Below are 20,993 nucleotides of genomic sequence, written 5' to 3'. Positions count from 1 at the left end.
TCGCCTTCCCTCTCGCTCTCGCCTTCCCTCTCGCTCTCGCTCTCGCCTTCCCTCTCGCTCTCGCCTTCCCTCTCGCAATCGCCTTCCCTCTCGCAATCGCCTTCCCTCTCGCTCTCGCCTTCCCTCTCGCTCTCGCTCTCGCCTTCCCTCTCGCTCTCGCCTTCCCTCTCGCAATCGCCTTCCCTCTCGCAATCGCCTTCCCTCTCGCTCTCGCCTTCCCTCTCGCTCTCGATTTCCCTCTCGCAATCGCCTTCCCTCTCGCAATCGCAATCGTATTAAAAAAAAGCCCGCTCTCTGGAAACACAGAGAGCGGGCTAAATACCCAGCTGGCGTTAAAGCCAGCGAGTGATTTCGGGAATTACCGGGTCAGCACCATCTTCTTGGCTGCTGCGTACGGTGCGCTTCCGTCAACCGGAGTGGCTTCCATGCGATACAGGTAGATACCGCTGGCGACCGTCTGACCGAGTCCGTTCGTGGCATCCCAGGTCGTGATGTAGCTGCCGGCGGACTGGAAGCCGTCGATCAGCGTGGCGACCTCGCGACCGAGCATGTCATACACGCGGACGGTGACATGGGCGTCGCTGGGGACGTTGAACGCAATGTTCGTGGTCGGGTTGAAGGGGTTGGGATAATTCTGCGTCAGCTCGAAGCTGGCAGCATTTGCGATCTCGTTGAAGCGGCGGTCGGCCGGACGAGGATCCTTGGCGAGCACGTTGACGACGCGGAGGTCACCGATACGCTCACCAACGACGCTGATTTCGTCGCTGTTGCTGAACACAATGGCTTCACGCGCATCGCGACGCATGGTCGGCTGCTGGTCATACTGCTGCATGCGGGCATAGAACTGCGCGACGCGGTTGGTCATTTCGTTGCTGACCTTGTTGACCGCGAACACCGGGGATGCAGGATTGCTCAGCTGTGCGACGATGGCGCTGTTGGCCGGCATCTGCACGTTGTCAAGCTTCGGCGTGGCAAGCACGCGGTTCATGGCGTCGAGTTCCTTGGTCGTTGCGACCTGGGAGAACACGTCCGTCATCGGATGCTTGTTGAGCTTGAATTCCGGCAGCACGGCGAAGTTTCCGCCGTTCTTCACGTACTCGCGTGCGACTGCAGCGGAGCTGCGATCAAGATCGCCGACAAAGAGAACCTTGCCATTGGCAGGGTACTCGACGGCGCCGAGGTTGCGATCGACGAACACACATTCCACACCCTGCTGGGCGTAGGAGGTGATGATCTGATTCTTCTGCTCGCTGCTGATGGCACCAGGAGTGCTGACGACCATCGGAGCAAACGGAACAACCAGCTGACGGCTGTACTCGTTGTTGATCAGGTTCTCGTCATCCGGACGCTCGATCACGACCTTGATCGTGTAGCTGCCGGAAGTAAGGGACGGGAAGTTGTAGACCTGTGTATCCATGAAGGGTGCCTGGTTCAGGAAGACACGCTTCTCCTGGTAACCGACGGTTGCCATGGTGGAGTTGTCAATCACCCAGACCTTACCGAAGGTGATCTGGTTCGGCAGATAGCTGTAATGCGCATATGCTGCGAAGTCCACGGTCACGTCCAGGCCACCGAATCCGTTGTTCGGGTAAATGGCCACGACACCGACGTCGGACTGCTGGATGAAGTTCGGGCGGATCATCTTGGTATTGAAGGTGCGGAAGTCATCCGCGAACCAGGTCATGCCACCGTCAAGCGAGAATTCCTGGACACCGAAGCCGTAGTAGCGGCTCAGGAAACCGAGGGGCTCGAAGGGACTGCCGGTCTGGTCCATACCGATGCCGGGGCCGAAGGATCCGGGATCCACGGAGGTCATGCAGGTACCGATGCGGTACGTGCCTGCGGGCAGGGACACGGGCGTGGGGAACGGATAGCTCACCCACTTGTCACCCTGCGGCGGGAAGGGCACGGGCCCCGTGCTGGCCACGATGGTATTCGAGGTGACATCCCAGACATTGATCGTCATGGCGGAGGTGGATGCAGGCGGCTCGAGTTCGACCGTGCTTCCCTGCCACACATCAACGCTGGTGATGGTCTGCGGAGCATAAATCGTGTACACGTTGACATCGCACTCGTCCGTCATCGGGAAGAGCGTGTTCTGCACCATGCCGTTGTCAAACGCAAGCGAACCTGCGGTGACGTCCAGAGGCACGACCACGTCGTTGTCCGGGCGAGTCATGAAAAGATCGCCGCGCATGAAGAGACCAAGCTCGCCATTGTGCGTACCGGTCATGCTGTTGAGGTTGAAGCTGGCGATCAGACGATACGCGTCCTCGGCAGGGATGCCGAGATCGACATCGGCGAGGTTCGTCGTGCTGTTGCCGGGATACCGGTGATCGAGGGTCAGGTTCAGGACACCAGGCGTCTGGCTGTTCTGAATGTAACCTTCGGCGGTCACAACATTGTTGAGGGGGCGATGACCCTGCACCGTGTACGGCGGGATGGTCGTGAAATCGTCGACGAGACCAAGAACGTTGAGCGTCGTGCTTCCGACGTAGTTCAGGTCAACACCACCGCGGATGTCGCGATAGTTGTCGTAACGATTGAAAATGAGTCCCCAGCGAACGAGTGTACCGTTGTCACCGAGCAGGTTGTCGGTCACTTCGAGAGTCCAGAGACCCGTTGCGGAACCGGAGGTCGGCAGCGAGCTCTCAGGGATGTACACACCACGGAAAAACGCTGTTACGTTTCCGGGGGAGTTGACTGCAACACCCGGGATCGCGGTGCCGGGATTGCTGTCGAAAATCGTGTTCTCATAATTCGCACCCGCCAGACCGTTCTGCGTCGAAAGCGTGTAGCTTCCCGTCGGTCCGGTGAGCTTGATGGTCAGATCAGCTGCGGCGGGATGATCGATGTCGACCATGACCGCGAGAGAGCTGATGTTGAACACATCAGGAATATCAATGGAACTGGAGGTTGTGCTGAAATCCACGATGGGAGCGTTCGGGTCCATTTTGTACTCGAATTCCCGGTTCAGCTGTGCCTGCGCTGTGAGGGAAAAGAGGAAGGCGAGCGCCACCAACGCTACTGATAGCCTAACAACTTTCATTGATTCCTCCAATGATGATTGATTAATGATGAATAGGAATGTTTGCGTGCTTGTATGGTTCTAGTGAATCAGAAAGAAACTACCACTTACTGCCAGCAAAGTCAAGCAGATAGACGGGATGGAGGACAGGCAGCGCGGCCGTCAGGCAGCGAAACCGTTCCCGATGAAATATATGAGATTGCGTTCCCGTGGGGCTCCATGAGCTGGTATATTCTGAGGATCGGTCACAGAATAGCACCTCTTCATAAGAATGTCAACTATGTGGACGAAAAAAGGTGTGCGCACAAATCCGGTCCCATTCCGGTGCTTGCAATTCCCTGCACGGATAGGCATCTTTAAATGATATGCTGGAAAAGCCACCTGCCATCGAACCCGTTTACTTCATTTCCGATGTCCATCTCGGCTTCGGCGATGCCGCCACGGAACGCGTCAAACTGGAACGCCTGCTTGCCCTGCTCTCCAGCATCCGCGACAGTGGCGGCACACTCTATATCGTGGGTGATCTGTTCGATTTCTGGTATGAATACCGGGCTGTGGTACCGCGCGGGTATCACCGTCTCTATGCGATGCTGGAGGACCTGCCCCGCGCGGGGGTCCCCGTCACCTACCTGGCCGGCAATCACGATTTTGCGATCGGGAAGTTTTTTTCCGAGGATCTCGGACTGACCGTGCTGCACGACGACGTGCAGTTCCGCGTGGGCGATACACAGTTTTATGTCTATCATGGTGATGGACTCGCCCCGAAAGACGGCGGCTACCGGGCGCTGAAACGCGTCCTCCGCTCTCCGCTCTCGCAGTGGGGGTTTCGCTGGCTGCATCCCGATCTTGGCTTCGGTATTGCGCGGAAGTTCTCACATACCAGCCGCGGGTATACCAGCGGTAAGGATTACGGCGCGATGGACGGCATGCGCATGGAGGCAGAACGCCGGCTGCGCAATGGAACCGACATCGTGGTGATGGGACATCGGCATAATCCGATGCGTGAGCAACTCGGGGGTGGACTCTACATAAACCTCGGCGACTGGATCCGGCACTACACATACGCCGTGTTTCGCGACGGGGAAATCAGTCTGTATACAATGATCAATGGCTTTGAGGAGCAGTTCACGGAATGACCATCACGCCTCGCAAATTCTGGTCTGTCGCAGTTCCCGTCCTCGTCATCGTCGTCGGTGGGTGGATCTTCCTTTCCAATCTCACGGAGGGACTCCCTTCCCTCGCGGAACTGGAGAACCCTCGTCCCCCGTTCGCCACACGTGTGTATTCCGCGGACGGCGTCGTCATCGACCGCTTTTTCGAAGAGAACCGGTCGCGCATCACCACGCTCGACAGCGTGCCACGTGCTTTTCTCGAAGCCCTGCTTTCGACGGAAGATCGCAGATTCTACAGCCACTGGGGCGTGGACATGCGTGGGCTCTTCGCCATTCTCGCCGAACGCGTCTTCAATCTCACCCTGCACGGGCGCGGTGCCAGTACCATCACGCAGCAGCTCGCACGGCTCCTCTACCTGACACGTGAAGTCACTCTGACCAGAAAACTCCGGGAGATGCTGACCGCCGTGCAGATCGAACGCCGCTATACGAAAAATGAAATCCTCATCATGTACCTCAATGTGGCACCGTTCGGACGAGGAGCATACGGACTGCAATCCGCTGCTTCCGTGTTTTTCGGGAAGCGTCCCACGGAGCTGACGAAGGGTGAATGCGCCTTTCTCGTCGGTGCACTCGCCAATCCGACACGCTACGATCCCCGCCGCAGTCAGCAGCGCGCCATGGCCCGGCGTAACACTGTGCTGCGCAACATGATGGATGAGGGATACCTCGATGGCGGGGAATACCAGGAGATCTATCAGGACTCCATCCTCACCCGCTCACGCACCCGATCTGCTGGCATCGCACCGCATTTCGTCGAGTATGTGCGCCAGCTGCTGCGGGAAAAGGCGGAAAAATACGGCTTCGATCTTTACAGGGACGGTCTCTCTGTGTATACAACCATCGACAGCCGCATGCAGGAGGCCGCCAACCGCGCCGTGCTCGAGCATCTGCTTCCTTTCCAGGAGCAGTTCGACAGGCGATGGAGCTGGAATACACCAACACGGCGCGGCATCCTCGGTACTGCGATCCGGGTGGCGATCAAGGCCTCTTCCCAGTACAGGCAGGCAAAGACCGCGGATGAAAAGGAACGCGTAGCCATCGGACTGCGCATGGACAAGAGTTTCGTCGATTCTGTGAAACACGCCCTGACCAGTATTCAGGTGGGTTTCGTGGCCGTCGATCCGCAAACCGGCGAGATCAAGGCGATGGTCGGAAATTCTGCCATGGATTTCCGTTATGGACTCAATCATGTCACGCAGATCACCCGCCAGCCGGGTTCCACCTTCAAACCGTTCATCTATACGGTCGCTATCGACAACGGGTACAGTCCCGCCTACCAGATCTCCAACGACGCCATCGATATGGTCGACGGTTCCGGGAAACGGTGGAGACCGCGGAATTTCGGCGGCGAGGTTGGCGGCATGTATACACTGCGGTCGGGTTTGAAAAACTCGGTCAACCTGGTGGCCATCCGCACCATCCTGGAGATAGCACCCGCTGAAGAGGTGGTGCGCTATGCTCACCGCATGGGCATCGAAACACCTCTGCGTCCGGTCCCCTCCCTCGCCATCGGTACGTCGGAAGTCGTTCCCCTGCAGATCATTTCTGCCTACGGTTCGTTCGCCAACGAAGGCATTTACGCCAAACCCTTCGCCATCACGCGCATCGAAGACCGTGATGGCCGTGTCATCGAGAGCAACACCAGCGAAATCCGCGAAGTGCTCAGCAAGGAAACCGCCTTCATCATGTCGAGCATGCTGCGTTCGGTCATCCAGGGCGGTACGGGATCAGGCACCCGCCGCTGGTTCAACGGCCCCGCGGGAGGCAAGACCGGTACCACGCAGGATTATGCGGACGCCTGGTTCATCGGCTTCACTCCGAACCTCGTGGCCGGTGTGTGGACGGGCTTCGACGATCGCCGCATCACCTTTACCGGGTCCTACGGTCAGGGCAGCGTCGCCGCCGCTCCCATCTGGGGAAGGTTCATGAAGTATGTCTACACCGACAAACGCATCCCACTGAAGATCCGCGACTTCGTTCAGCCCGAAGGTGTCACGCAGGAAAAGATCTGCCTTGATTCACAGAATCTCGCGAATCCGTTCTGCCCGAACACGGTGACAGACTATGTCAATGCGAAATACTTCCCCGGTTACTGTACGATGCACACTTCGACCTCAAGCGAGCAGGAAAACTCGCGGCAGCAACCCGCGGAACGTACGATCGAATACTGATGCAGCGCTGCGCGTCCAGGGACGCAGAATGAAGGGGGGATTTGCGTGTCAGGAAAGTGGACAGTAACTTTCGTTATTCAACAATACCCATTCCACACATGCACTGGAGTTCTCTATGAGGAAATCTCTGAACATGATTCTGTTCCTCGCCCTGCTCTCTCCTTTCTTCCTGTCCGCATGCGGCGGAGGTGAAGAAGACAGCGCGGACAAGGAGGAAAAAAGCGGGCTGGAACAACTCGCCGATGCGGCTGACGATATGGCGAAAGCCGCGGAGGATATGGCAACGGGAAATTCGGAAGAACATGAACCACAACCCGCCGTCCATTTCCGCAAGCTCATCGAATATCTGCCCGAAAGCTTCCACGATCTTGAGCCCGGCGAGGCGGAAGGTGAATCCGCAACCTACGGGAACTGGACGTTCTCACAGGCGAAGCGACGCTTTACGGGACCCGAAAACTCGCGTGTTGAAGTGGAAATCTTCGATTATGCCTATATCTCCATGCTTTATGCGCCCTTCCGTATGATGTTCAAGATGAACCTGAACAGGGAAAGCACCAAGGGCTATGAGCGTGCAACAGAGATCGCAGGTTTCCCGGCAGTTGAAAAATGGAAAATCGACACGGAACGCGCGGAGGCAACCGCACTGGTGGGCGACCGCTTCATCGTTACGGTAAAATCCCAGAAAATGCCGGAAGACACTCCCCGCCAGGTTCTGGAAATGATGAATCTGCAGGATCTTGCCGATGAGCGGGGTGAAAAACCATCCGCGTAGGATGCATACTCACCACCAGAATAATGGATTGCTTAAAGCCGGTGCTCGCAAGCACCGGTTTTTTTATTCCCCATCCCGAGCAATGAGCTGATGAAGCTGCCATGCCGCAAGGTATGCTCGCGGACCGGGACGGAGAAAGATGTCAGCATCAACAGGATGCAGCCGTTTGCCCGAGACGGCGCTGAGACGGCGCCATTCCGGGAAGCGCTGCAACAGATCCCGCATGTTGAGATGCATGTCGTCGGGGTAGAGAAGCATGTCGGGATTCATCCGCAGTACTTCTTCCCTGTTCAGGACTGGGTAATTCCCGGGAGTCGCTTTCGCGGCATTTTTCGCCCCACCGAGCGCTATGATCTCGTCGAGAAAACTTCCTCCGCCGGCCGCCATGATCGGCTGCGTTCCCACGAGCATGAGAAGGGAGGGCGGCTGCGCCGTCTGCTGCGAACGAAGGGTATCGGCGACCGCATGAAGGGAATCGACGACACGACGCGCCACGCTGTCCCTGCCAGTGATGCCGCCGATATCGCGCACACTCTTGCAGATCCCATCCAGTGTGCGGGGGTTTGAGACAAATAACTGCAGTCCCACACGGTTGAGCTGTTCGAACACGGCATGCGTGTTTCCCTCGACGGATATCAGCACGAGATCCGGATCGAGCGCCAGGATGCGCTCGACATCAGGGTGCAGCAGATCACCGACTTCCGGCAGGTCGTCGGCGCGAGGAGGATAATTGCAGAGTGATGTCACGCCCACCAGCAGGCTGTCGGCTCCGACAGCGAACACCGTCTCCGTCAGGCTCGGGGCCAGGGAGACAATGCGCTTCGGCACGGACGCGAACCGGACGCTGCGGCCGAGATCGTCGGTCATCACCCTTCCGTCCTGCCGCTGTGTATGCGAGGACCGGTCGCAGCCCTGCGCTCCAACAAGAAGCAGGAATACGACCGGCCAGTACCTGTAGATGAAATAACGCAAGAAAGCTACTTCCCGATTCCGAAGATGGCCTTCACGACATGTGTGGCCATCGAGGGATTCTCCTTGAGCCTGCGGGTGGAATAAGCATACCACTGGTCACCGAACGGCACGTACACGCGCAGACGGTGTCCCATGCCGACGATCTCGTCGCGACGCTTCGACCGCACGCCGAGCAGCATCTGGAATTCATAGTCCTCGCGCTTCATTTCGTGGTTGCGCACGTAGTCGAGGCCATGCTCGAGAAGGACGTCATCGTGCGTGGCTATGCCGACATACACGCCGCCGCCCAGCCCCATTTCGTTGAGTTTCTTGAAGTTTTCCTGAATTTCTGCCCGGCCCTTGAAGGCGATCTCTTCGGGCTCGACATAGATGCCCTTGCAGAGACGGATGTTCGTATCACCGTCTTCCATGAGCATGCGAAGGTCGGCCTCGGTGCGGCGCAGATACGCCTGCAGCACGACGCCGACGCGATGACCGTAGTCACGCCGAAGCTTCATATACATCTCGAGCGTGGAATCTGTAAACGGATGGTCCTCCATGTCGAGGCGGACAAAATTGTCGTACTGCACTGCGAGATCGAGCAGGAAGCGGGCGTTCTCCTCGAAAAACGCGGTGTCGATGCTCAGACCGATCTGCGTCGGCTTGATGGAAAGGTTTGCGTCGAGCTTGTGTTCGTTGATGGCGCGCAGCACTCCGGCGCACTGCTCGCGCATGGCGAGTGCTTCATCCTTGCTGTTGACACTCTCCCCGAGAACATCCATCGTTGCCATGATGCCCTGTGCGTTGAGTTCCTTGACGACGCGGACTCCGTCAGCAAGCGTTTCGCCTGCTATATACGGTTTGGCGAAGTACCCGACGACGGGTCGCGGGATAAGCGGGATGGATGCGGCAATCAGTTTTGAGAATAATGACATGGTTTGATACTCTGTGGCGTTTAAGGCGTGATATGGCGTTCGCGCTGCGAACTTCCCTCCTGGCCGTCCACAAAATTACCGCCGGTGCGCAGGAAAAACAAGCGAAACGGAGTTCCGTATCCGGCACCGCGACATCGCCCGCGTCCCCCACCATGTGGGGAATTGCCCCGGAGTCGGAACTCAGCTTGTCCCGAGAAGCTCGCGATACACGGCCATGGTTTTCTCGGCCATGCGGGTGTTGGTGTAGTGCTCGAGGACGCGCTCCCTTCCCTTTTTCCCGTATTCCTCCCGCAGCGCTGTATCGTCAAGCAGTCGCTGCATGATTTCCTGCATCGCGTCCCAGTTTTTTTCCTCGAACGTGAAGCCGGCATCACCGATGACCCGCGGAATTTCCGCATGCGTCGAACCGACCACCGGCACCTCCGACGCCATGGCCTGCACCAGCACCTGTCCGAACTGCTCTTTCCAATGCGGGACGGTATACGAAGGCAGCACGAGCATGTCCATCACGTTGATGTGCTTCGGGATTTCGCTGTGCGGGATGGAGATCACGAGACGCACGCGGTCCGCGATGCCCAGCGACTCGGCACGATCCCTCAGGTCCTGTTCCATCGCCCCCCCGCCGATGACAAGCACCGAGAAATCGCCCTTGAGTTTGGCGGCGGCCTCCACGAGATCCATCACTCCTTTCTCCGGCACGAAACGGCCGATGAATCCGATGACCGTACCTGAAAGTCCAAGCTCCGCCTTCAGTGCGGGATTCTCGCGTTTCTGAAAAAGCTCGGGATCGAGTCCGAGCAGCGGCATGACATGGATCGGAGCCTCATATCCCTTCTCACGCAGGATATCCCGCGCGTCACTGTTCCCGCAGATGGCGGCATCGCTGCGCCGAAGATTGAAACGCTCAAAAAAGCTGAAGGGGAAAGACAGTTTCTTCTCGAAATTCATCCATGTGAAGAACAGGGTTTTCGCCTTCGGGGCGAAGAACCTGCGATACAGCAGCGCCTGGAAGTAGGAAAACGCATCCGTGCCTTCTTCCACGTGCAGGATGTCGGGCTTGAATCCTCTCATCCCGAGGGAGAACGAACGGTAGACATGCGCCGCCTCCTTGCCGCTGAACAGCACGGGGAGTCCACGCACATCGAGTTCATCGTCAGGGTGATCCGCCTGTTTGATGGTGAAAAGGTAATCCTTCCACACGGTCGGCACGATGATGCGCAGATTGACATCATAGAGCCGTGCAAGTTCGCGCCACTTTTCCCGGCCGACACGGGTGATATAGGTATGACTGATGACGAGGATATTCACACAAACTCGCTGGATGCTGTTACTGATGCGCGGCGATGGCTTTTTCGTACACATCCACCGTCCTGCGCGCGATTTCCGGCCAGGCGAACACCTGCTCCACTCTGCTGCGGGCGCCCTCGCCAAGTCGTTGGCGCAGCGCATCGTCCTGCAGCAGGCGCACGAACTGTTCGGCCAGCTGTTCGGGACTTCGGGGATCGACGAGAATACCGCTCTCACCGTCTTCGATGATTTCCGGTATCCCGCCAACACGCGTACCCACCAGTGGCAGTCCGCTGGCCATTGCTTCGAGTCCCGAAATACTCGTCGCCTCCATCAGTGACGGCAGCGCAGCGATGGTCGACAGCGCATAGAACTTTGGCATCGCGGTATTCGGCACGTTGCCGGTAAAAAACACGTCGCGAAGTTCGCCGCTCTCGCGCAGCAGGTCCTCGAAACGCTTGCGTTCTTCCGGGAAGCCGCCTCCGACGATGAGGAACTGCACATCGCTGTGCTGTGCCCGCACCAGGGGAATGGCGCGAATGAAATATTCCACCCCGTTCTTGGGTTCAAGTCGTCGGGGACAGATGATGACGGGACGACCGGGATCGAGTCCGTAATCCTTGTCAATCACGCCGAAGCTGTTTCCGGGACGAAACTTGGCCGCGTCGACGCCATTCGGGATATAAAAATTCCGTGCGGGCGCGATGCCGGTAGCGGTGGATTTCTCATACAATTCGCGACTGGGGCTGATTATGGCATCAGCATGTCCGAGAAAAAGATGAATCTTGCGGCGTCCCCCGCTGGTCTCAAACATCTCGAGATAATTGGAAGTGTGATTGGTCCACACCAGTGGAATGTCGCGCCGCAGCGTCCACGTGGTCCAGCAATTCGGCGTCAGATCATGCCAGTGCAGCACGTCGAAGCGATGCATGGCATGCAGCTGGCGAATGTACTCGCGCACACGACGGATATACACCAGGTGTTTGATGCGCGGCGTACTGCGATCAATGAAAAGATTGTGGACGGTAAAGCCCTCCATCTCTTCGATGTTGTTTTCGCCTGCACCATACACAGGATGCACCAGGTGCAGGGTGTGTCCATTCATGACATGGGCACGCGCGAGCTCCAGTGCGTGGGTGGCCATGCCGCCGATATTCGGGAGGAAGTCAGATGTCAGTAGCAGTATGTTCATGTTTCGAGCACTCTGGTCATGTCTTGAGCACCTTGGTCAGGACGCCGTTCCCGTCAGCGCATTCACGTCATCAATGACGCGGCGCAGACGGTGTATCGCCTGATGCTCCGCGGTCGCGCGCGCATATCCCGCACGGGCGATGGCCAGGCGTTCGTCCTCATGTTCCAGGTAATAGGTGATTTTTTCCTTCAGTTCATCCACGGTCTCGAAGCAGGCGATTTCCTTACCCTCGGTGTAGAGATCTTCCGCCTGCTCCCGTGATCGTTGCGTGAGCAGGAAACCTCCATACCCGGGTATTTCAAGAGTGCGAACGTTGTGCGAATCCTTGTTCTGTTCACGCAGGAAATTGAGGTGAATCTTTGAAACAGCAAACAGCTTCGAGATTTCTTCGCCATAAACGGCATTCCCTTTCCAGCGTTGGCGCAGCGCGTTCGCTTCACTCACATGCTCCCACATATTACCCCAGACCGAAAGATCGAATTCCGTGATTTTCTCCAGCCACCATTCCCGCATGGGCTCCCATGTCCCGGCGAACACTACATCCGTCGCGTACTTTGCCCTGTCTCCTTCCGAGATGGAATCCGGTCGCTGCAACATGGCGGGATCGTAACAGAAAGGGAGGTACTCAACGCGCCGGGCGCCGGCATCACGCAGCGGCTGTATCAGGGATTTTGCGTAGATGTAGTAGATATCGAACAGCGGGATGCTGGCGATGCTGTCTCGCGTGGCATTCCTGTTTTCGACATTGAAGGGACCATCGGGATACCACTGCAGGAGCACCGGATTGAAACGCTCTTTCACCTCGCGAATCGCTGAGGCATAGATTGTTTCCCCCTTGAGAAAAAACACAACGTCGGGACGAAAATCCTCAACGGCCTTCACGAAAGCAGCATTCATTTTACGGCGGTTGATGCGTCTCGTTGCGGCAGAAAGCACCGGCACGGAAGCACCGGCGGAAAAGTAGGCCTTGCGGAAATCGAAGACCTGTACCTCACAGCCGAGTTCTTCGAGATACCCTTTGTAGGACCACCCTCCTGTTCCGTACCAGTATTCGCAGACGAGGAGAAGTTTCATTGTTGCTCCGGGCTTTGCCCGCCCTTCATCACGGTTCTGATATACTGTGCATGCTCGCGCAGCTGCCGCCATTCAAACAGCAATTCGAGCAGAACAAAAATACCAATGAGATAGAGGGCTTCCAAAAGGAACTGCGGGATGGCACCCAGTCCGAGCTGCGCAGGTGGGAGGGAAAAGAACATTGCCGTGGCGATGCCGGCGAAGATAACCGGGTACACGAACACATGCATCCACCGTACAGACACTTCCCTTCGGACGATAAACAGCGCCCCCGCCACTCCGATGAAGTAATTCAGGACAATGGCCACCGCGGCGCCGCTGATACCCATCCACATAACGAAGCCGTACATGGCGGGAATGAACACCACCAGCTGCACCACCCGCACACGCACAATGGCTTCGGGCTTGCCCTTCGCATACAGCAGCTGTTTCATGTTCTCAAACATCGGTGAAAGAAGTGCCCCGGCGGCAAGGATGCGGAGTACGGGAACGGCGTCCATCCACTGCTCTCCGATGATACGAATGAACGAGGCCGGAAGGACGCCGAATACGAGCACAAATGGCATCAGCACGCGTACGAGAAAATACAGTACCATGCTGAATGCACGGGACAGGCGCGCGGCATCATACTGCACCTTCGCGTATGTGGGCAAGGCAACGGTGACCACGGCGGGTGCAACAGTCTGCGGTGCCATTTCCCAGTATTTCAAAGCGCGCCCATAGCTCCCCTGCAAATCGGTACCCAGAAGCTGCTGCGTCACCAGCGTACCGTATCGAACGAAGATCACTTCCATACCGCGTGAAAATATCAGCTTCCAGCCCATGGACATGAACCAGCGCGCCGTTCGTGGATTGAGTTTCAACCCGACGGGATATCTACTTACGATGCTCATCCCGATAAAGGAGACGACGAAGGTCGAGCTGTATCCGAGTACCATGCCCCAGGCACCCATGCCGTTGACGACGAGGAAATAGGATACCAGGGGAAAGGCGAGTACGGACAGCAGATTGATCCGCGCGATTTTCTTGTACTCGAGCTGCTTTTCGAGATAGGAGGAGAACAGGATGGTGAAGAGGTTAAGCGTGCTGAACGCGGCAAGGACAAGGAAGGCCTCGATCATGATTCCGGCGGTACCCGCCAGATGAAGGATCCACGCCGTGATCATGGTTGCCACGATCATGACAGCGGAAAGGATCAACGTTAACGCGAAGGCAGTGGTATAAAGGTCCTCCCGCTCTTCATCCGCCTGGATGACGGAGATGTTGAAGGAAACGGCGGCGAGGATGAACAGCGTATCGACCAATGCGAGTCCGAACATGTAGATGCCGTTCTCATCAGGCATAAGTACACGGTCACGAAGGATTCCGAAAACGAAACCCACGCCCATGGCGATGTAATTGAGACCGCTAGTCCAGAGCGTGCTGACGATCGCCTTGCGTCCGATGCTCACGCTGCGGACTCCCTGTCCCCAAGAATCTCCCGGTAAACCTCGATCACATTTTCAGCATACCTGTCCCAGGTAAACTGCTGAATATACTCCGCAGCGGCAAGGCCCATCTGCGCGGCATCCTCCCTGTTGTCGTACATCCACTGGAGTTTTTCCATAATCGCTTCCACACTGCGAATGGGGATGACAAATCCGCCTTTCCCGTCACGCACGACACTGCCGGTGTTTTCCGAGACGATAAGCGGCAGCCCGCAGGCTGCGGCCTCGTACGTGACCAGCGCGGAACCCTCCTGGAGCGAAGGCAGAATGAACACTGAAGCCTGTGCATACTCGTCCTTCAGCATCTCATGCCTGACATGACCACGAAGGGTGATGCGCTCCGCGTGCTTACGCAGGAGCGGCTGCATCCCTTCTTCCACTTTCCCGATGAACACGAGTTCCGCATCGGGTAAGGCCAGCCGTTCCCAGGCTTCGAGCAGATAATGGACGCCTTTCTGTATGCCAATGTTCCCAACAAAAAGGACACGGAAAATGTCGTCCTTCTTTTCCCCCTGCGAAAACGCGGATGGATTGAAGCCGTATGGGATCATACGCAGCTTCTCCTCCGAAATCCCGTTTTCGATGAAGGTGCGGTACACGAAGCGGGATGGGATAATCACGCGGTCAGCTTCCTCGATTTCCCGCAGCCCCTTTTCAATGATCTGTGGATGGGCACATTCGGTGCGAATTCCCTGGCGGGCGAATTCCTCCTGCAGTATCCCGCTCTGAAAACGCGGATGCGTCGATCCTCGTTCGATGACGACACCTGCACCGTGTTTTCGCGCAAAGGGAATGGATGCGAGCGCATAATTTCCCCAGGCATGAAAAATATCACAGGGGGGAATATACCTTCGGGCGAGTGCGTCAAAGAGGTTGTCTTTCACCCAGGAGTAATACCCTGCGCGCCGGAGTGAAGGGATTTTACGCACCAGCTCACCGAGATATTCAGGCGCCGGAATCGCATGCCACCGCCGCGCTGCGAAGCGCTTGTTCACATACCAGCTCTTGGTGGTAATGATGCGCGCAAGATGCCCACGCTTATCAAGTTGCTCGGCGAGCTCGATCGCGTGAAAGCGCCCGCCAACGGATATGACGACATTCACGCTGCTTATTTATCTCCACTGTCCTTTCCGGCGGTCGCGGCTTTTCCTGCCTGCATCCGCTTACGGATGTACATGACCAGGTAAAACAGCAGCACGATCGCCAGCAGATAATTGGTTACTGTGGTGACGATGAGACCTGCTTCATAGGTCTCCGGTTCGAAATGCATCTCTACGCGGTGTTCACCAGCGGGAACAACAACAGCACGCAAGGCATAGTCTGTCCGGAGGATGTCAACGGGTTTCCCGTCGATTGTCGCCGTCCAGCCGCTGGGATAATACACTTCGCTGATTTTCAGAATCGCGGTCTCCGGTGTGCTCACATCATACGCGAAACCGTTGATGCCGAAATCTACCATTTTTACGCTCGCTGACGCCAGCACGCTGTCGGGTACCTCCTTGAATCCCGCAGGAGGTTCTTCACTCAGGTATGCAACCTTGTCCGGCATGTACCCGGGGAGCGTCGACACTTTCTCGAGCATTTTCGCGTCATCCGGAATCACTTCATAGCGGCCGACGAAGAACGCGCGGTCGAGATCGAAGAGATTCTGATACACCGTTTCCTGCTGGCCGGTGAAGACCGGTTTCAGCCAGCGCGACCGCGGCTGCCATTCCTGCCCATTCGGAACGATGAGGTACTTGGTGTTGAGCATACTGAGCATGGCCCAGTTCACCGCATCAAGATGCTGTCCGTTCTGGAAGGTAAACTCATTGTACATCGTGTTGCGGATATCGTCATACAGCTTGAGCTTGGCGGGGTGATACCCGGCCACGCTCTGGATGCCGAAGCCCACGTACCAGTTATTGTCGTTGTGGTTCCTCGCTGGGAGAATACGGAACACCGTGGTATCCTGCTGGAGGAAATCCACTACATCGGTTCTGGCGAGCGACTGCTCCTGCTGCCGCAGCGGCACCATGTTCATGGGCTTGTAATCAACGATCCACCAGTCGATGATCAGCAGCAGCAGCAACGCCGCCTGCAATCCCATCAGGGCCATCTTTCCCCGTACAAACGCATAGAGTGCACCGGCAGCCAGCGCCATGAAAAGCAGCGCGAGCAGCGCATCGTTCAACGCCATGCTAAAAATGTTGTCTCTTGTCAGTCCCTGGGCTTCAGGATTGAGCTGGGAAAGCTGTCCGGCCTGTGCTGCCTGTTCGACCTGCTGCAGGGCAGAATACATCTGTGGATGGTTCTGCTGCATACCTTCGGCAATCATGGTTTCAAAGCCGCCTTCCGATGCCATGAGAAGCAGCACCAGCGCTCCGGCCACGGCAACCGGTACCCAGATGACCTTTGTAAGCCGCTTCGTCTGCGCCGCCCCCTCGTCTCCTTTTCTGCGTTCTCGTACGATACGAACAATCTCGGTGAGTCCCACTCCCGCGAGCATGCTCATGCACAATCCTTCGAGGAAGAGAATCATCGAAGGGATGCGGAAGCTGTTGAAAAACGGAAGGTTATTAAACAGCAGATCGTAGATCAGACCGAAATTCCTGCCGAAGGAAACGAGAAGTGCGAACACACCGAGTGCGATCCAGAGATGGACGAAACGGTCTTTCGGACGAAGGAGGATACCGAGCAGCGCGAAGAAACTGATCACGACGCCGAGATAAATCGGCGACTCGGTAAACGGCATGCTTCCCCAGTAGGTCGGTGTCCCGAAGCCGACGAAGGAAGGAACGAAAAAGGTGAGGACTTCAAGCGGCGAGAACGACCATTTGGTTGCGTAGTCGTAATCGAGTCCGCCACCCGGCGCCCCGTGCCCGGAGCCGCCCGAGCCCGCGCCGCGAATGGAGAAATCCTTGTACTCCCATGTCGCGAAATACGGGCCCGAAAGCATGAGAAACGCGAATGCTGCCGCCCCGAGTGTGATGACGGAAACCAGTGCGACATCCTTGAATTTCGCGCCCGCATACCATTTGTACATGACATAGAAAGCCACAGCCATCAAACTGTAGACCACCATCTGCACATGGCCCGAGTTGAAGGTGAAATGCAGCGTGACGATCAGGAGCGCCACTCGCAGTATACTTCGTTTCTCAAACAGCATATCCACGAGCAGAAGAATGGCCGGCAGCCAGGCGAACACGGTGATTTTCGTGTTATGCCCCGCCATGACCCAGTTCAGGGAATAGAGCGTGAAGACGACCGATACCGCGGCGAGAAAAGCCACCCAGGGTTCGAATTTCCTTCGCACGCCGAGCATGTAGGTGAACAGGCCGAGCAGGAAAAAATTGAACAGATCCCAGAACATGGATGGCAGTGGCAGTATATTCACGATACTCTGTACCCAGCCGTATGCCTGCAGAATCAGCATCGGCTTGAGGGGATCCAGGAAGGTATGCAGATACATACCGTGTCCGGGAGAAGAAGAACCCCAGGTCGGCATGCCGGCGAACACGTAGGGATTCCAGAACGCGTTGATCCCGTTCTCCTTCGCTTTTTCGAGATACCCCTGTTCCTGTACGATGCTCGCAATATTATCGGGCACGGCGAACACCTTGCCCTCAAAAAATGCTTCATGGAAAAAGATGATTAGCAGCAGGGCTATCATTCCAAGGAAAACGGCATGCGCGTGCTTTTCGAGAAAACCGGGCTGCGCGAGAGAGGGTCCCTGCGGCGCCGATTTGCGTGTCGATTTCCTGCCCGATGAGCGTGCTTTGGCCATGATACTGCAACTCTGATCTGTGAATGCGGATGAAAGCAAAAAAATAGGCATCCCGCGATGAAGAAACAATCGGCCGGATGCCAGAATCCATATCCGCGAAGCGCAGAAACGGGTACACCCACGATGGAGTACCTGCTAACGAAATGCCCCTCCCGTGTAAGCACGGAAGGGGCATGAATGACGAGCGGTTCGGAATATCAGGCGACGCGTTTCTGGCCACCCTTCTGATTCGGATTCCGTGCTGCACGCACGACGACCTCGACCTTGTCCAGATCAACACTCACTTCTGCGTTGCAGTACGGACAGTACTTGGCCGTCTGTATATCAAAACTGATGGTGTTTTGGCACATGGGGCACTCGGTAATCACCATTCCGATAACCTTGCCGGTCTGTTTGACTTTCACCGGTTTGGCTGCTGTTTTGTCTGTTGCTTTCATTATTCACCGTTTCTTTGAACAGTTTGCCACTATCCCTTGAAATTACGAATTTTTTGTTTCTGATTCAATGGATTTCTTCGTGGGTTTCGATTTTCGGCGTGTTTTTGGCAATGCGATTTCCAGCACTTCGCTCATTTCCTCTACAAGATGGAAGGTTATCTCCTTGCGCACACTCTCGGGAATTTCCTTTAAATCGTCCTCATTCCGCTTCGGGAGCAGCACGGTTTTCAGGCCCGCGCGATGCGCCGCAAGCACTTTCTCCTTCAAACCGCCGATGGGAAGCACCTGTCCGCGGAGCGTAATTTCACCAGTCATACCGAGATCATTTCTCACGACACGGTCGGTCAGCAGACTGGTCAGGGCGGCAAGCATGGTCACACCGGCGGAAGGACCATCTTTCGGGACGGCACCGGCCGGTACATGGACGTGGATGTCCATGGTTTCACGGAAATTTTCAGGAACGCCGAGGGATTTGGCATTGGCCGCGATGTAGCTGAGCGCGGCCTGTACGCTTTCTTTCATGACATCACGCACCTGGCCGGTGATAATCAGCCTGCCTTTTCCCTTCATTCGCGTCGCTTCGATGAAGAGGATGTCCCCACCGACCGGCGTCCACGCGAGTCCCGTGGCAATCCCGGGCACACAGATGCGTTCGGCCACTTCAGGGAAGAATTTCCGCGATGTGATATAGGTCGGCAGATCCGTTTCACTGATCGTCGCCTTTTTCACGGTGCCTTCGGCGATACGCCGGGCCACGCCGCGACAGATATCAGCCAGTTTGCGCTCCAGGTTGCGCACTCCTGCTTCCCGGGTGTATCGGTCAATGATGTCGCGGATGACATCGTCGCTGAGTCCCACCTGCTTCTCGGTCAGTCCATGCTCCTCGAGCTGTTTAGGAAGCAGATGCCTCCGTGCAATGTGCAGCTTCTCATCAATGATATAGCTGGGAATCTCGATGATTTCCATCCGGTCGCGCAGCGCGGGCTGTATGGTGTCGAGTGTATTCGCCGTCGCGATGAAGAGCACATTCGACAGATCGAAGGGAACCTCGAGGTAATGGTCGCTGAAATTGACGTTCTGTTCGGGATCGAGCACTTCGAGCAGCGCTGATGTGGGATCGCCGCGGAAGTCCATCCCCACCTTGTCGATTTCATCGAGCACCATGACCGGGTTACTGCTGCCGGCTTTCTTGATGCTCTGGATGACACGTCCGGGAAGCGCCCCGATGTAGGTACGCCGGTGTCCGCGAATCTCCGCTTCATCACGAACTCCGCCCAGTGAAAAACGCACGTATTTGCGTCCCATGGCCTCGGCAATGGAGCGTCCGAGTGAGGTCTTTCCCACGCCCGGGGGGCCCACGAAGCAGAGGATGGGACCGCGCATGTCGTTCTTCAGTTTGCGTACTGCGAGGTATTCAAGGACGCGGTTCTTGACCTTCTCGAGTCCATAATGGTCATGATCCAGCTGCTCTTTTACGAGGGCGATATCGAGGTTGTCTTCAGTATGCACCGCCCAGGGCATCTCGAGCAGCCAGTCGAGATAGTTGCGCGTCACGCCATACTCGGCGGCCGCAGGACTCATGACACTGAGACGACTCAGCTCTTTCTCGGCGACTTTACGCACTTCATCCGGCATGTCGAGGTCTTCGAGTTTATTGCGCATTTCGTCGACTTCGAGCTGATCCTTTTCCTCACCGAGCTCCTTCTTGATGGCGCGCAGCTGTTCACGGAGGAAATACTCCCGCTGCGCCTTGTTGATGGAATCCTGCACATCGGCCTGGATTTTCCTGCTCAGTTCCTGACGCTGAATCACCTTGCCGAGCGCGGAGGCGAGCTTCCCGAGAAATTCGCGCATATCCATGGTTTCGAGCATTTCCTGCTTTTCGGGAACAGGAATGTTCATCATCGCGGCCACCAGGAACGCGAACGTCGCCATGTCCTGCGTGTTGAGAATCAGGTTCAGCTGTTCGGGATTGACGTCGGGGAGAAGCTTCTCAAGGGACTTGAGCTGCTTGCGAATATTGGCCACCAGCGCGGTGAATTCCATGTCCTCATGCGGGACCTCTTCTTCCTGAAGACGATCGATTTCCGCCTGCAGGTACGGCTCCTCCGCGACGAGCTGCGAGAACCGCGCCCTGCTCGTGCCCTGTACCACCACGCTTTTACTGCCGTCGGGCATGGTATGAATCTTGACCACGCGCACCACAGTACCGACATCGTAAAGGTCATCGTTGCCGGGCACATCGATGGACGAATCCTTCTGCGTCAGCACCATAACGGAGTTCTGCGCCTGGTACGCTTCTTCGATCAGCCGCACTGAACTGGGCCTGCCAACATAAAGCGGCATAATCTGTCCCGGAAAAAACACGATGTTACGCAGGGGCAGTACCGGGATCACTTCCTTTCCCGTTTCCACCGGTTGTTCAGCCGATGTCCGGGATGAAGACTGCTGATGTTCACTGGTCATAGGTTACTCTCCTGTGTGTCCCGGACTCCCCAGCACCGGGAATTCTTGATTGCGTATTGGTCAAATGGGACAAGAACTGTGCCATGCAGCTATTCTGCCTGATCATTCAGGATAACCTGTCCATTTGACAGCCCGAATTGGCGCCTACCTGCCATACTGTCGCACCTCTCTGACAGCAGGCACTGCCGGAGGTACGACAATCCTCAAATCGACATACATTATCCGCATTTCGCATGAAAGAGCGTATTTTTT

General features: G+C 56.6%; 15 protein-coding genes. 4 read left to right on the top strand and 11 right to left on the bottom strand.

Annotation, left to right across the window (positions count from 1 at the left end; translation table 11 throughout):
• On the top strand, positions 1-279 hold a 279-nt coding region (locus KQI65_12185), incomplete at its 5' end, for a hypothetical protein (GenBank protein ID MCB2205497.1).
• A 79-nt stretch (positions 280-358) separates the two neighbouring features.
• On the opposite strand, the gene KQI65_12180 is transcribed toward KQI65_12185, so the two are convergent.
• A complete protein-coding gene (locus KQI65_12180) occupies positions 359-3,049 on the bottom strand; it encodes a proprotein convertase P-domain-containing protein (GenBank protein ID MCB2205496.1) in 2,691 nt (896 codons plus the stop codon).
• A 344-nt stretch (positions 3,050-3,393) separates the two neighbouring features.
• Here KQI65_12180 and KQI65_12175 point away from each other — a divergent pair, with 344 nt between their 5' ends.
• The 3 genes from KQI65_12175 (at position 3,394) to KQI65_12165 (ending at position 7,146) form a co-directional block, all read left to right on the top strand.
• Complete coding sequence (locus KQI65_12175) at positions 3,394-4,164, top strand: UDP-2,3-diacylglucosamine diphosphatase (protein ID MCB2205495.1); 771 nt, start codon at positions 3,394-3,396, stop codon at positions 4,162-4,164.
• Complete coding sequence (locus KQI65_12170) at positions 4,161-6,374, top strand: PBP1A family penicillin-binding protein (GenBank protein MCB2205494.1); 2,214 nt, start codon at positions 4,161-4,163, stop codon at positions 6,372-6,374. Before KQI65_12175 ends, KQI65_12170 begins: the two co-directional genes overlap by 4 nt.
• A gap of 115 nt (positions 6,375-6,489) precedes the next feature.
• Complete coding sequence (locus KQI65_12165) at positions 6,490-7,146, top strand: hypothetical protein (protein ID MCB2205493.1); 657 nt, start codon at positions 6,490-6,492, stop codon at positions 7,144-7,146.
• 63 nt (positions 7,147-7,209) lie between these two features.
• Here KQI65_12165 and KQI65_12160 read toward each other — a convergent pair whose 3' ends face one another.
• The 10 genes from KQI65_12160 to lon all read right to left on the bottom strand — a co-directional run bounded on the left by KQI65_12160 (position 7,210) and on the right by lon (position 20,741).
• Positions 7,210-8,118, bottom strand: coding sequence for a cobalamin-binding protein (locus KQI65_12160; GenBank protein ID MCB2205492.1), 909 nt, complete (start codon positions 8,116-8,118; stop codon positions 7,210-7,212).
• 5 nt (positions 8,119-8,123) lie between these two features.
• The gene (locus KQI65_12155; GenBank protein ID MCB2205491.1) at positions 8,124-9,032 is read right to left on the bottom strand and encodes a proline dehydrogenase family protein; all 909 of its coding nucleotides are present in this window, start codon (positions 9,030-9,032) and stop codon (positions 8,124-8,126) included.
• A 180-nt stretch (positions 9,033-9,212) separates the two neighbouring features.
• A complete protein-coding gene (locus KQI65_12150; GenBank protein MCB2205490.1) occupies positions 9,213-10,340 on the bottom strand; it encodes a glycosyltransferase family 4 protein in 1,128 nt (375 codons plus the stop codon).
• A gap of 19 nt (positions 10,341-10,359) precedes the next feature.
• The gene (locus KQI65_12145; protein MCB2205489.1) at positions 10,360-11,511 is read right to left on the bottom strand and encodes a glycosyltransferase family 4 protein; all 1,152 of its coding nucleotides are present in this window, start codon (positions 11,509-11,511) and stop codon (positions 10,360-10,362) included.
• A gap of 36 nt (positions 11,512-11,547) precedes the next feature.
• Positions 11,548-12,585 carry a glycosyltransferase gene (locus KQI65_12140; protein ID MCB2205488.1) on the bottom strand — a complete coding sequence of 346 codons (1,038 nt, stop codon included), beginning with the start codon at positions 12,583-12,585 and terminating at the stop codon, positions 11,548-11,550.
• Positions 12,582-14,036: an oligosaccharide flippase family protein gene (locus tag KQI65_12135; GenBank protein MCB2205487.1), complete on the bottom strand. Its 1,455-nt coding sequence runs from the start codon at positions 14,034-14,036 to the stop codon at positions 12,582-12,584. The genes KQI65_12140 and KQI65_12135 overlap by 4 nt, the downstream gene beginning before the upstream one ends.
• The gene (locus KQI65_12130; GenBank protein ID MCB2205486.1) at positions 14,033-15,175 is read right to left on the bottom strand and encodes a glycosyltransferase family 4 protein; all 1,143 of its coding nucleotides are present in this window, start codon (positions 15,173-15,175) and stop codon (positions 14,033-14,035) included. The genes KQI65_12135 and KQI65_12130 overlap by 4 nt, the downstream gene beginning before the upstream one ends.
• A gap of 5 nt (positions 15,176-15,180) precedes the next feature.
• Positions 15,181-17,838, bottom strand: a complete 2,658-nt coding sequence (locus KQI65_12125) for a YfhO family protein (protein MCB2205485.1) — start codon at positions 17,836-17,838, stop codon at positions 15,181-15,183.
• A 197-nt stretch (positions 17,839-18,035) separates the two neighbouring features.
• On the bottom strand, positions 18,036-18,275 hold the full coding sequence (locus tag KQI65_12120) for a hypothetical protein (GenBank protein MCB2205484.1): 240 nt from the start codon (positions 18,273-18,275) through the stop codon (positions 18,036-18,038).
• Between the two features lie 42 nt (positions 18,276-18,317).
• Entirely contained in the window at positions 18,318-20,741 is a 2,424-nt protein-coding gene (lon, locus tag KQI65_12115; GenBank protein MCB2205483.1) for an endopeptidase La, read from the bottom strand.
• Positions 20,742-20,993 lie beyond the last annotated feature (252 nt).

This window comes from bacterium (assembly GCA_020444325.1).
Classification (GTDB): domain Bacteria; phylum Bacteroidota; class Ignavibacteria; order SZUA-365; family SZUA-365; genus BM516.
The sequence above is the reverse complement of the archived record's forward strand: the minus strand, read 5'-3'. Positions and strand labels throughout refer to the sequence as shown.